Below are 13333 nucleotides of genomic sequence, written 5' to 3'. Positions count from 1 at the left end.
TAGGGGGAAGATGCATCATGGATACAGAAAAGATATTAAAGAATTTAGACAAGGTGACACCATTCTTTCAACCGATTTTCAGTGCAGATCAACATCAGGTAATCGGGTATGAAATTCTAGGGCGCTATGAGGAACAAGCGGAATATAAAAGCCTTGGCCCTTTTTTTCACGATTCTGCAGTGCCGGAAGAGTATAGGGTGGAAGTGGATAATTACGTACTTGAAATTGCTTTGGAGAGAATAAAAGACTATGGTGAAGATTTTCTTATCTTTATCAACAGAGATCCTAATTTGCTTATGCTGGATCATGGCGAAGAATTCATGGAGATTTTACATCGTCATTTTCAACCGGAGGAAATGCACCGGATCGTGCTGGAATTATCAGACACGATCAGTCCGGAAAACTTAGATCCTTTGCAGCATGTGCTTGCTTACTTTAAAACATATGGGATTAAGATAGCTTTAGATCATTTAGGGGAAGATACGCAATTGGACCGAATCGCACAGATTTCTCCGAATATTTTAAAAGTTAACCTGGACCAGCTTCGCATTTCAGGTGGAGATGCCTATCAGGTCATCCTGTTTTCTCTAAGCATGCTTGCACGAAAAATCGGCGCCAATTTACTATTTGAAAACATTGAGTCCGAATACCAGCTTCGCTTTGCATGGAAGAATGGGGGACGATATTATCAAGGGTATTTTTTGGCGAAACCGGAAGGCGAGTTCATTAATAAAGATTTACTTCGTGAAAAATTCCATCAAGAATGTCAGTCTTTCATTTCTTTAGAGACCAAGAAGCTTGAAGCCGTTTATCAAAAGACTTTGCAATTCAATGAGAATATGCAAAACTTCTTAAAACAGCATAAGCGGGCCGGCTCCCATGAAGAGTTTCTCGGAGTTTTGGCGAAAAAGTTGGATTCCGTATGTTTCCGGCTTTATATTTGTGATGAAGAGGGGTATCAAAAATCTCCCAATATCCTCCATAAGGACGGGCAATGGTTAGTCCAACCGAGCTATATGAATAAAAATTGGAGCTGGAGACCTTATTTTCTCGAAAATATCGTAAAGATGCGTAATCGGAAAACAGGAATACTATCCGATTTATACAGTGATATCGAAACGGGAGAAACCATTCGGACCTTTTCATATCCCCTGAATAATAAGGAATACATTTTCTGTGATCTTTCTTATAGTTATTTATATGAAAATGAAGCACTATTATAAAAAACGATTCATGAATATAATCGCTTTAAATGTGTAACGATAAGCAGAAATGATGCGCTTGGAGGAGACATATTTTGAGCACGTACATCTGGATTCTAATCATAATCGTTACAGTCATGGCGTTATATCTGCTATTTTATACTTATTCTGTGGCAAGGGCACAGAAAGTGAAAGCCAGATATGATTCGACTATCGATGATTCAGTTAAAGAACATCCTTATTTAAAGAACCCGATATTCGTTTCTCTTTTAGTTGGGACGATTTTGGTTGCCGGTTTTATTTTTTACTATGCTTTTCGATAATTGTGAAAAGGAGATTTCAATATCATGAAATCTTCTTTTTTATTGTGAAGAATGGGCAATGGTTTCAAGGTCTAACGGAGAATGTGATTTTGTAGTTTGGCTTTGATCTGGACGGGTATTGAAAGACATGGGCAAAAATCCGAATCATTAGGAGAAATTCTATAACTAGGAGATGATTGTAATGAGTAAATATTTAGTTGCATGTCTTGCCAGTATCCTTCTATTTTTAAGTGGAGGGTTCACTGCTTCAGCGGAGGGCTTACATAGAGAGGAAGTATTATCCTTAGTACAGGATGCCATGGAAAATCAAGGCTCGATCAGTGAGGAAGTACGTACTAAGGAAGCGATTGAAGGGAAGTTGGATAAACATTTCACAGATGATTTCATCAAGAAGTTCGTCCAAGCGAATGTAGTGAAAGTTGATGGCGGTTATACCGCATTTGGATCAGATTTCGCTCCATATTATATCACATTTTTCAGCTACGACAAAAATACGGAAATTATATATGGGAAAAACGGTGATTTCATTTATGTTCAGGAGGAATTCCAGGACACAGGGGACGGACCTGTATCGATGGAAAAACATGTTGAATCAGTTACTTTGAAAAAGGAAAATGGAGTTTGGAAGATAATGGACGTAAAGTATGGAAGTGAAAAAATAAAATAAGGGATTTAGAGGAAAGTCCTTCAAAGCTGAAAAGTATGGAGGCTGAAATGAAAAAGTCCAAGGAAGGTTACAGCCTTCCCTGGACTTTTTGTTATATATTCAGTTCTTTTTTAATTTCGTCCAATTCAAAACCAATAATGGCTTTCCCATCGATGACGACCGTCGGTGTGGAATAGGCGCCATATTTATTCGTTAGTTCTTTTCGTGCATGTCCATCCGCTTTAATATCTTTTTCTTTGTATACGACATTATTATCATCAAAGAACATTTTCATGATTTTGCAGGGAGGGCAATCAGGTTGGGTATAGAGCGTAACGTCTTTCATTTCATTCCTCCATGTATGCTTTAGGTAAGGTTTACTTTTTCATTATAGAGAATGCCGAGACATTTGAATAGGAAAAAAACTTAAGGACCATTCTACCGATCTTTTTCCCGTTTTATCAGGTAGTCTATCAATCCCATGGAACAAACGTTCAGGTCCATGGCAATGATATCAAAAACAGGATGATCAGCGGTGATTCCTTTTTCGCCTAAATGAACAGCGACCTCCGTGTAAATATTTTTACTGGTTGCTGCCACTTGTTCCTCGAAGCTAGCATATTCCCTATATGCCGATTTGGCAGTCTCCACGAATTTAGGCAGCCAGTAATGAAGTTGTTTATACACTTCCTTAGGATTTTCCGATACCCCGTAATGACCAAAATATATACGTTCGACGCCGATGCTTTCATACAATTCCGCTGCAGCAAGCATCGCATCGGGATTAAATTGGTTTGGCGATGTGGACGGTAAGTAAAATTCCAAACCTTCTTCATCGAGTTCACGATAATAGATGCCTACGGTGTCACCTGAAAACATCCCTTTTGAAACTGAATCGAAAATGCTTAAATGATGGTTTGCATGTCCTGGCGTGTCATAAAAGGTCAACTTGGAATTTTCACTTGTTTTTAGCGATTCCCTATCATGTTTAGTCAGGATTCTATCTAATGGAATAGGTAATATCGGATCGAAAAGCTTGTTGAATTCTTCACCATAGACTGCTTTAGCCCCAGCGATCAAACGTGTTGGATCTTCTAGATGCCGTGCACCTTTCGGGTGGACGATCACTTTCGCATTCGGACAATGCTGTAAAAAAAGTCCAGCTCCGCCTGCATGGTCCAAATGAATATGGGTAAGAATGATATATGTAATATCTTCGAGGGCGATTCCCAAATGTTCGAGCCCCTTCATTAAGTGGGGGATGGAAGGGCTGGCAGAAGTTTCGACTAAGGTGATGTCTTCATCGGCAATTACATATGTTCCTGTACGATTTCTTCTATCCAAATCAAAACCATCAATCAATGAAATGCGATATCCAAGCTCACTAATGTTTTGCAACAGAATCTACCCCCAGAAAATTTTTCATGTACAAAATCCATTCCTTATTTTATTCTGTTAATAGTGCCATGTAAAGAATGAAGTTTTAAATTATTCTGAATTTATTTCAGCGTGGCTACTGGATAGAAAAGTATGGTATAGTGAAACCTAGCGAAAAGGTTTTATTCAGAAAGGAGAGGGAGTATGTCTCAATTACAGGGCATCCTTACCAGATTGAAAAGTCTTCAAGAGCAAGCGAAGGAATCTGAATCTGCTCAACGTTTTTTTGAAATAGATGGTGTGAAAAAGTGCCAGGTTACATATTTCAGCAAAACAGAAATGTTCGAGCTTGAAGTATACAGTGATAAAGGGAAATCATCTAAATATCAATTTGATAATATTGATATGATTACCATTGAAATCTTTGATCTTCTTCAATCTTAAAAAAATCACAAAAAGCCGCCTTCCATTGGAAGCGGCTTTTTTATTGTGAACCAGTCAATTTTTACTTGAATGAAGTAGTGATTTTTACCACATCTTATTAATTGGAGGGATGTAAATGAAAAATCCAATGGTAATATGCCCGGAATGCGGTGAGGAAAGGGAAATGGAAAATGTATTAACGGCACAATCCAACCAAAATGTGATTTATCAATGCCCGGAATGCGGTTTTAAACAGGTTAACATCAAAACAAGTAAGGGCTAAGGATCTCTTGCGGAAATCCCGCCGTTTGGGATTTTATTGGTCTAGGAATGAGCCTTTTCTGCTTACATATGTTAAACTATAGAAAGAGCTGTATATAAAAACATATGGTAAGGGGTTTTAACATGATCGGTACTCATGATGGGGATTTATTGGAATCCAGCGTTAAAGACTTAATGATTTCTTCTGAACGCGTGGCCCACGTGCAGGTAACCAATAATTTAGAACATGCACTATTGGTATTAACAAAGAGCGGTTATACGGCCATTCCTGTGTTAGATCCGATGTATAAATTGCATGGTTTAATTAGCACACCAGTCATTCTTGATTCAATCTTGGGACTGGAACGAATTGAATTTGATAATCTTGAGAATAAAAAAGTTTCCGAAATAATGAATATAGAGATACCTCGCCTGCATATTGAAGATACATTGACCAAGGGTGTGGAATTGTTGATTGATCATCCGTTTGTCTGTGTAGAGAATGACGAACATGTATTTGAAGGTATCTTAACGAGAAGGGCAATCTTAAAAAAGGTATTTAAACAAAATACACCTGATAAATAAGCAAGGCATAAAATGATGGTTAACCTCAAGACTCGCCAGTTGGCGAGTTTTCTTGTTTTTTTACATATTCGACCCAGCTAGGGGTAAAGTCTATAAAAACAATTAAGGTCTAAGGGGAGGATGCGGGAATTGGGCCAAGCAATGGATAGTGCAAAAGTGCAGAATAAAAAATTGAAACGTCCCTTCATATTAGCTGCCATCATGTTGGCTATGTTTATGAATGCTATTGAAGGAACGATCGTTTCGACGGCAATGCCAGCCATTGTAAGTGATTTAGGTGGTTTTTCACTTTACAGCTGGGTGTTTTCAAGTTATTTGCTAATGAACGCCGTAACAGTCTTGATTTATGGAAAGCTATCGGATATTCTCGGGAGAAAACCAGTCTTATTATTTGGAATCGTTGTCTTTTTAATTGGCTCCCTTCTTTGCGGCTTTGCCGAATCTATGACGGAACTCATCATTTACCGCTTTGTACAAGGTTTCGGGGCGGGGGCTGTAGCTCCTGTAGCTTCGACGATTATTGGTGATATCTATAAAAATGAAGAGAGGGCCCGCGTTCAAGGGTATCTATCGAGCGTTTGGGGCATTTCAGCGGTCATGGGACCCGCTTTGGGCGGCTTGCTCGTTGAATCCCTGACTTGGAAGCTTGTCTTCTGGGTTAATGTTCCTTTGGGCTTATTATCTTTTATTGGGATTTGGTTTTTCCTTCATGAAAAAATCGAAAAGAAAAAACGTGATATCGATTACCTGGGTGCAGCGCTATTGACGTTATCCATATCCACTCTTATGGTGATACTCGTAGAAGGAGGAGTGAAATGGTCATGGGCTTCAGCTCCGGTCATATCCTTGGCATTAGTGGCGATCATCACCTTTATCTTATTCATCCTTCAGGAAAAGAAAGCGGCCGAACCGATGATGCCATTTGAAATTTGGCAGGAGCGTTCGATTCTGATTGCGAACCTTGTATCCCTGACGACAGGGGTGATGATGATTGGATTATCAAGTTTCCTCCCGACATTCGTTCAGGGCGTGATGGAGCGCTCGCCCACGGTAGCTGGTTTTACACTGACAGCCATGTCGATTGGCTGGCCGATCGCATCAATGGTTTCAGGCAGGTTATTGATGAAAATAGGATTCAAATCAACCTCCCTCCTTGGAGGGTGCTCATTGGTCCTTGGGAGTTTGATCCTAGTATGGATGAAGCCGGAGGCTGGGCCCCTGATTGCTGCCATGGGATCATTCTTTGTCGGTGTAGGCATGGGGTTGACTTCTACCTCATTCATTGTCGTCATTCAAAAAACAGTCAGCTGGGAACGCAGGGGCATTGCGACAGCTTCCAATATGTTCATGCGTAATTTAGGTAATACGGTAGGAGCCGCATTACTTGGAGGAATCATGAATATGAGACTTCAAGCCTATTTGAACGAGCATGCGCCTGCCGGCTCGGGAGTGACGATAAATACGGCTAACAAACTGTTGAACAGTGAAGAACGCATTTCGCTTCCTGAAAATGTGGTGAAGGTTCTACAGGAAGGACTTACATTGTCACTGCAGACGATTTATCTCATCGTTCTAGTCTTCTCTATAATCAGCTTCCTGTTACTTACGAGACTAAGAAAGAATAAGAAGGCATAGGAAAAAAAGGCAGTCTCTATAAATGGAGTTTGCCTTTTTTTAAGGAAATGCGACTCTGATGATCAATTGAATCAATAATGCGATCGTGACCGAATGTAAAATGAATTTCAATTGTCGAGTGGAGATTTTTTGAGCCACCCGCAGGGCCAGCTGTGATCCGATCAGGGAACCGATCGTGTAATAAATGGCGATCTCCCAGGCAATGTTACCGGCAAGGAAATAGGTGATGAATGCAGCTGTACAGCTAATGAAAGTTTGGAATCTAGTAAAAGCCAGAGATTGAAGGTAGGTGGCACCATTTCTTAAAAAGGTATACATGAGCATGGTTGCCTGTCCCGGTCCGAACATTCCGTCATAGACACTGATTCCGAATAGGGATGGATAAACTTTTTTCGGGAGATGCCAATCCGTTTCATCGGAAGGTTTCGGTTTTTTTATGAAATTCATGATCAAAGCGACAGTCAAAAGACAGATGGCCAATATATTCATCGCCTTTTCAGAGAATGAATTAGCAAGCAGCCCGCCACAAAAGCCACCGAAAAGGGCAAATGGGATTAACTGGAGGGCATCCTTCAATTTTAACTGTTTCTTCTTGAGTAAAATATAAAAACTGGAAAAAGAAGAAAACATATTGGAAAACTTGACTGAACCAATAACCTGGTGGATGGGTAAACCTATCAACAGAAGGGATGGCATGCCGATAAGACCGCCGCTTCCGGCCAATGTGCCGACAAAGGATGCTGCAAAACTGATGACAAGCAATAAAATGATCGTCAAAGAATATCCACTCCGTTTCTTTTCTCTTGTATTATAAGCCGACTTTGTTGATAATAAAATTTAAATAAATTAATTCATCATGATAAGATTTGATTATCAAGAGGTTGGTGTGTATGTCATTTTCAGAATTTCATTTATTATCCGTGCTTGCTCAGGAAATGAATATGAGAAAAGCGGCTGAGCGGCTGTTCGTTTCCCAGCCAGCTTTATCTCAGCGTTTACAATCAATAGAAAAGGATTGGGGCTCGAAACTGTTTTTGCGTTCACAAAAAGGGCTGTCACTGACGCCAGCAGGTGAAGCGGTAATTCGTTTGGCCAATGAAGTTATAGAAAAAGAAGAAAAGGTCAGGGAAAGTATCCAAGCTATGGACCATGAAGTATATGGCACTTTGAAAATAGCCTGCGCCTCGATTGTCGGTCAAAATTGGCTGCCGCAAGTATTGAAAAAGTTCGTCCAAAAATACCCGTATGCCAAAATTTCCTTGATCACTGGCTGGAGCAGTGAGATTTTAAAGTCTTTGTATGAAGGGCAAGTGCATATTGGCATCATAAGGGGAGCCCCGGATTGGAAAGGGGTAAAACAGCATTTATTCACGGATATGCTTTATTTGGTGGATACTGAAATGAAGGAACTGAATCAAGTGTTCGAAACGGACCGGCCATTCATTCAGTTTAAAAGCGATTCGAATTATTACCAGGAAATCCAGGACTGGTGGCATCGGCAATTCAAAACGACCCCAAAAAACACCATAGTCGTGGACCAAATCGAAACATGCAAACAAATGGTGTTTAATGGTATAGGATATGCGATCCTGCCAGCCATCACTTTACATGATAAAGATACGAATGTTTTTAAAATCCCTCTATTGGATGGGCATAACCACTCAATCGAACGTGATACATGGCTTTGCGGCTATGAATCTGCCTTCCAGTTAAAGCAAGTCCAGGCATTCACGGAAGTGGTGAAAGAGCATATTCGCGACCAAGGAATGTTATAGATCCGCCTACGAAAATGTCAATAGGGCAGAATAATATATAAGAGTGACATTCAACTTGTCTTGCAGGCTGTTGTCTGGTAAATTTAAAACGAGTAATGATACATATTTAGGAGGTTTACCCGGAATGAATAAAATGGATGCAAACGAAATTATTTCTTTTATCTCAAATAGTAAAAAATCTACACCTGTAAAGGTATATGTGAAAGGCGATTTAGAAGGCATGGATTTTGGTCCAGCTTCTAAAACTTTCATTACAGGAAATACTGGGGTTGTATTCGGTGAGTGGTCTGAAGTCGAAGAAGCAATCAAGGCAGCAGGAACAAAAATCGAGGATTATGTAGTTGAAAATGATCGTCGTAACTCTGCCATTCCTTTATTGGACCTAAAAGGCATCAAAGCCCGTATCGAGCCTGGCGCAATAATCCGTGACCAAGTATCCATTGGAGACAACGCAGTCATCATGATGGGTGCATCAATCAATATTGGTTCTGTTATCGGTGAAGGTACAATGATCGACATGAACGCAATACTTGGCGGACGTGCAACAGTGGGCAAAAACTGTCACGTAGGTGCAGGTGCCGTTTTAGCAGGTGTCATCGAGCCGCCTTCCGCACAACCGGTCATTTTGGAAGATGATGTGTTAATCGGAGCCAATGCGGTCGTACTGGAAGGTGTCAAAATCGGTGAAGGTTCCGTTGTGGCGGCTGGTGCAGTTGTAACGAAAGACGTTCCTCCATACTCCGTGGCTGCTGGTATCCCGGCGAGGGTAATTAAACAAATTGACGAAAAAACAAAATCAAAAACAGAAATCATGCAAGAACTTCGTCAACTTTAATTTCTTTAGTGAATATTGCCTGAAGCGTGGATAAATATATCCACGCTTTCTGTATAGGGAGGGAATAATGTGAAAATAAATCCTTTTGCCGAGATCCGGCGTGATTTGCATCAAATACCGGAGATAGGATTCAAGGAATTCAAGACGCAGCAATACCTACTGAATTACATAACGAATCTTGCCCAGGAGCGAATGGAAATCGAAACTTGGCGGACTGGGATATTCGTGAAAGTGAAGGGAAGGAATCCGCGAAAAACTATTGGCTATCGGGCTGATATTGATGGTCTGCCGATAAAAGAGGAAACCGGATTGCCGTTCGCATCCAACCACGAGGAATATATGCATGCCTGCGGTCATGATTTTCATATGAGCATAGGTTTGGGGCTATTGACATATTTCACTGAAAATCCGATTGATGATGACTTGCTATTCATCTTCCAGCCTGCAGAAGAGGGGCCTGGAGGAGCTGAACCAATGCTTAAATCGGAAACCATGAAAAAATGGAAGCCGGATATGATCCTTGCTTTACATATTGCTCCAGAGTATCCAGTTGGTACGATTGCCGTTAAAGAAGGGCTTCTATTTGCCAATACATCTGAATTATTCATCGATTTGAGGGGGAAAGGAGGGCATGCAGCCTATCCGCATGAAACAAATGACATGGTCATTGCGGCCTGCTCGCTTGTAGGTCAGCTGCAAACAATCGTTTCAAGGAATGTCAATCCACTTGATTCAGCTGTCATTACAGTTGGGAAGATTACTGGTGGCACCGTTCAAAACATTATTGCGGAGACAGCGCGGTTAGAAGGCACAATACGCACCCTTAACCCCGAATCGATGGTAAAGGTCAAGTCAAGAATAAAAGCGCTTGTGGATGGTATACAAGTGGGATATGAGTGCTTGGCTGATATCGACTATGGAGCGATGTATCACCAGGTATATAATGAAGAACGGTTGACCCGGGAATTCATGGAATTTACAGAGAAGTCAAATGCTGTTCATTTACATTGTTGTACTGAAGCGATGACTGGTGAAGATTTTGGATATATGTTAAAGGAGATTCCAGGATTCATGTTCTGGCTGGGGGTTTCATCGGAATACGGATTGCACCACGCCAAGTTAAGTCCTGATGAAAAAGCGATTGAACTCGCAATCAATCACTTAACGGAATATATAACGTTTAAAGGAAGCGAAGCGTAAAAAAATGCTTTTCAGTACAGAACATGCTCTAAAGAGAGAACGAATCACGTTGGAGGGCTTATTGTGAAAAAAGAATTTGCGGTGATTGGACTTGGCCGTTTTGGCGGCAGCATAGTCAGGACATTAGCTGAAGAAGGATTAGGGGTTCTGGCCATCGATGCTGACGAAGATCGAGTGAATGAATTTGCCAGGATAGCTTCACATGCCGTTGTAGGGGATACGACGGATGAAAATGTGCTGAGAAACATAGGTATTCGTAATTTTGATCACGTCATTGTAGCGATTGGCGAGAATATTCAAGCTAGTATATTGACGACCCTCATGCTGAAGGAATTGGGTGTCGGAAATGTAACGGTTAAAGCGCAAAATGATTATCATGAGAAGGTTCTCCGGAAAATCGGGGCCGACTTTGTCGTGCACCCCGAACGAGATATGGGAAGAAGGATAGCCCATAATATCGTCTCCAATAATATTCTCGATTATTTGGAGCTTTCTGATGAACACTCCATCGTCGAAATTGTTGCCAGCCAAAAGATGAATGGAAACTCGATATTTGACCTTGATATCCGTGCTCACTATGGGCTGAATATCGTCGCGATCAAAAGAGGGAACGAAATAAATGTCTCCCCACAAGCGAGCGATTTAATTCATAAGGGTGATATATTGATCGTCATCGGCGCGGATTCGGACATCAATCGCTTTGAAAAAAAAATTGTGGAATAAGTAAGCGTCCTGCTAAAATCGAGCAGCGGCTTTTATCAAAGGAAAACAAAAAGGTTTCGGAATGGTCTCATTCCGAAACCTTTTTGTTTTTTGATTGGATTTGAAGTAGTTATAGAGAATAGCCTGCATCGACAATTTTTTAATTCCCTTAAGTAGTAGTACTGCGAAAACCATTCTTTATCTTTTGCATCTCGAGTACACGCAATATTGTTTCTTTGCGTTTCGCATATATAGGTTTTACATCTACATAATGACACAGATGATCTTGTACACTGTGAAAAAAGTGACCAAGTCGCACAAATTGGTTTGGATGATTTGTACTGTATATTTTGATTTTTTTCTGCGTACTTGATAGGTTCGTGTTTCCGGCACTGGCTTTCCAATGTGTGGAATCAACAAATACATGCTACTTATCAGTTTACTTTCGGAAGCTTTCCATTTTTAAAACAAAAAAGACTGTAGGCAAAAGGAGTTCTATCTAACTGTTAAAACAAAGTTGATTGGAATAGACTCCTGGAGGGAGTACGCGTCCAAGGGAGACCCCACAGGCGCTAAGGTGCCGAGGAGGCTCCCGGACCGCCCGCGGAAAGCGAGTGCCTGGAGTGGAATTCAACGTTCGAGATTTACAAACCTAAACAAAAAAAGCCCAGCCATCAATGGCTGGGCTTCTATTATTTATTGCACTTCCATGATGATCGGCAGGATCATCGGACGGCGTTTAGTTTTTTCATATAGGAATGGAGATAGAGTGTCTGTAATTTCATTTTTGATTTCAGACCATTGTGTAGTTTTGCGATCCATCACCTTATTTAAATGCTTGGTGATCAAGGATTGAGCATCACTGATCAGGTCTCCTGATTCTCTCATATAAACAAATCCGCGTGAAATGATGTCAGGACCTGATGCAATTTTGAATTCCTTCATATTGATGCTGACAACGACTACGACAAGACCTTCCTCGGAAAGAATCCGACGATCTCGAAGAACGATATTACCGATATCCCCGATGCCGCTTCCATCGATATAAACCGAACCTGAAGGGATTTTACCAGCGATTTGTGCTGTGTTTTCACTTAAGGAAAGAACTTCACCATTATCCATGATAAAGCAATTTTCTTCAGGAACTCCGCAATCGACTGCATGGCGGGCATGAAGTTTTTGCATACGGTATTCACCATGGATCGGCATGAAGAATTTTGGTTTTATCAAACGAAGCATTAGCTTTTGTTCCTGCTGTCCGCCATGCCCTGATGTATGAATGTCATTCAAAGGACCTGAAATGACGTCTGCTCCTGCACGATATAATTGATTGATCGTTCTGGAAACACTGATTGTGTTACCTGGGATAGGTGAAGAAGAAAATACGACAGTATCACCAGGGATAATTTGAATTTGGCGGTGAGTGCCATTCGCTATGCGCGACAGGGCTGCCATTGGTTCCCCTTGGCTGCCTGTACAAAGGATGGTTACTTTATTCGCAGGCATGCGATTCAATTGCTGTACATCAATAAATGTATCTTTAGGCGCTACGATATAACCAAGATCTTGTCCAATTGATATGGCTGAATCCATGCTCCGGCCAAAAACGGCTATTTTGCGTCCGTTAGCCACGGCTGCTTCCACAACTTGCTGAAGGCGATGAATGTTTGATGCAAACGTTGCAAAAATGATCCGGCCGTCAACCTTACGGAAAATATCTTGAATGGTATCGCCGACACGGCTTTCGGACATAGTAAAGTTCTGCACTTCACTATTTGTGCTATCCGAGAGTAAGCACAATACGCCTTCTTTACCGATTTCCGCCATCTTGGTCAGGTTAGCAGGCTCGCCCACTGGTGTGAAGTCGAATTTAAAATCACCAGTATGGACAATTTGTCCAGGTGGCGTTTTAACGACGATCCCATAAGAATCAGGGATACTGTGAGTTGTGCGGAAGAAAGAAACGGACGTCTTCCGGAACTTGATCACTTCATCTTCACTGATTTCAATCATGGTTGTCTGACGTAAAAGGCCGTGTTCTTCCAATTTATTACGAAGCAGTCCAAGTGCCAGCTTCCCGCCGTATACAGGGACATTCACTTTTCTAAGTAAATAAGGAATCCCGCCAATATGGTCCTCATGGCCATGGGTAATGAAAACGCCTTTGATTTTATCTACATTTTTCTCTAAATAGCTGTAATCTGGAATCACATAGTCAATACCGAGAAGTTCATCTTCAGGAAATTTAATTCCAGCATCAATGATGATGATTTCATCTTGAAACTGAACAGCATATGTGTTCTTACCGATTTCGCCTAAACCGCCCAGGGCGAATACAGCTGTTTGATCGTTTTTTACAAATTTCATAA

15 protein-coding genes are annotated in these 13333 nt (G+C 41.1%); 11 read left to right on the top strand and 4 right to left on the bottom strand.

All coding sequences use genetic code 11. From position 1 onward, the window contains the following. Positions 1–17 precede the first annotated feature (17 nt). From ACIQZD_RS08275 to ACIQZD_RS08265, 3 genes are all read left to right on the top strand, one after another. Positions 18–1223 carry an EAL domain-containing protein gene (locus tag ACIQZD_RS08275; RefSeq protein ID WP_241590442.1) on the top strand — a complete coding sequence of 402 codons (1206 nt, stop codon included), beginning with the start codon at positions 18–20 and terminating at the stop codon, positions 1221–1223. A 74-nt stretch (positions 1224–1297) separates the two neighbouring features. Beyond that, the gene (locus ACIQZD_RS08270; RefSeq protein ID WP_137018849.1) at positions 1298–1525 is read left to right on the top strand and encodes a hypothetical protein; all 228 of its coding nucleotides are present in this window, start codon (positions 1298–1300) and stop codon (positions 1523–1525) included. 181 nt (positions 1526–1706) lie between these two features. Continuing rightward, the gene (locus tag ACIQZD_RS08265) at positions 1707–2192 is read left to right on the top strand and encodes a DUF3993 domain-containing protein (protein ID WP_402900615.1); all 486 of its coding nucleotides are present in this window, start codon (positions 1707–1709) and stop codon (positions 2190–2192) included. Between the two features lie 91 nt (positions 2193–2283). On the opposite strand, the gene ACIQZD_RS08260 is transcribed toward ACIQZD_RS08265, so the two are convergent. Further along, complete coding sequence (locus tag ACIQZD_RS08260; RefSeq protein ID WP_061462251.1) at positions 2284–2517, bottom strand: glutaredoxin family protein; 234 nt, start codon at positions 2515–2517, stop codon at positions 2284–2286. Between the two features lie 92 nt (positions 2518–2609). Continuing rightward, complete coding sequence (locus ACIQZD_RS08255; protein WP_402900612.1) at positions 2610–3569, bottom strand: MBL fold metallo-hydrolase; 960 nt, start codon at positions 3567–3569, stop codon at positions 2610–2612. Positions 3570–3752: 183 nt separating this feature from the next. On the opposite strand from ACIQZD_RS08255, the gene ACIQZD_RS08250 reads away from it, so the two are divergent. From ACIQZD_RS08250 to ACIQZD_RS08235, 4 genes are all read left to right on the top strand, one after another. Next, on the top strand, positions 3753–3992 hold the full coding sequence (locus ACIQZD_RS08250; RefSeq protein WP_034314086.1) for a YkuJ family protein: 240 nt from the start codon (positions 3753–3755) through the stop codon (positions 3990–3992). 115 nt (positions 3993–4107) lie between these two features. Continuing rightward, entirely contained in the window at positions 4108–4254 is a 147-nt protein-coding gene (locus ACIQZD_RS08245; protein ID WP_094246583.1) for a hypothetical protein, read from the top strand. A gap of 122 nt (positions 4255–4376) precedes the next feature. Next, complete coding sequence (gene cbpB, locus ACIQZD_RS08240; protein ID WP_063232001.1) at positions 4377–4817, top strand: cyclic-di-AMP-binding protein CbpB; 441 nt, start codon at positions 4377–4379, stop codon at positions 4815–4817. Positions 4818–4958: 141 nt separating this feature from the next. Next, positions 4959–6452 carry an MDR family MFS transporter gene (locus ACIQZD_RS08235; RefSeq protein WP_402902019.1) on the top strand — a complete coding sequence of 498 codons (1494 nt, stop codon included), beginning with the start codon at positions 4959–4961 and terminating at the stop codon, positions 6450–6452. Positions 6453–6491: 39 nt separating this feature from the next. On the opposite strand, the gene ACIQZD_RS08230 is transcribed toward ACIQZD_RS08235, so the two are convergent. Then, entirely contained in the window at positions 6492–7229 is a 738-nt protein-coding gene (locus tag ACIQZD_RS08230) for a sulfite exporter TauE/SafE family protein (protein ID WP_402900607.1), read from the bottom strand. Positions 7230–7342: 113 nt separating this feature from the next. On the opposite strand from ACIQZD_RS08230, the gene ACIQZD_RS08225 reads away from it, so the two are divergent. The 4 genes from ACIQZD_RS08225 (at position 7343) to ACIQZD_RS08210 (ending at position 10985) form a co-directional block, all read left to right on the top strand. After that, positions 7343–8227, top strand: coding sequence for a transcriptional regulator CcpC (locus tag ACIQZD_RS08225; protein WP_063231999.1), 885 nt, complete (start codon positions 7343–7345; stop codon positions 8225–8227). 124 nt (positions 8228–8351) lie between these two features. After that, the gene (gene dapD, locus ACIQZD_RS08220) at positions 8352–9062 is read left to right on the top strand and encodes a 2,3,4,5-tetrahydropyridine-2,6-dicarboxylate N-acetyltransferase (protein ID WP_402900603.1); all 711 of its coding nucleotides are present in this window, start codon (positions 8352–8354) and stop codon (positions 9060–9062) included. A 75-nt stretch (positions 9063–9137) separates the two neighbouring features. After that, positions 9138–10262: an N-acetyldiaminopimelate deacetylase gene (locus ACIQZD_RS08215; RefSeq protein WP_137018995.1), complete on the top strand. Its 1125-nt coding sequence runs from the start codon at positions 9138–9140 to the stop codon at positions 10260–10262. A 60-nt stretch (positions 10263–10322) separates the two neighbouring features. After that, positions 10323–10985 (top strand): potassium channel family protein, encoded by a 663-nt coding sequence (locus tag ACIQZD_RS08210; protein ID WP_284702805.1) that lies wholly within the window; start codon positions 10323–10325, stop codon positions 10983–10985. 675 nt (positions 10986–11660) lie between these two features. Here ACIQZD_RS08210 and rnjA read toward each other — a convergent pair. Beyond that, the gene (gene rnjA, locus ACIQZD_RS08205; protein ID WP_034314071.1) at positions 11661–13331 is read right to left on the bottom strand and encodes a ribonuclease J1; all 1671 of its coding nucleotides are present in this window, start codon (positions 13329–13331) and stop codon (positions 11661–11663) included. Positions 13332–13333 lie beyond the last annotated feature (2 nt).

Source organism: Peribacillus sp. NPDC096447 (assembly GCF_044762725.1).
Taxonomy (GTDB): domain Bacteria; phylum Bacillota; class Bacilli; order Bacillales; family DSM-1321; genus Peribacillus.
Note: the sequence above shows the minus strand (reverse complement) of the source record. Positions and strands in the feature narration are given on the sequence as shown.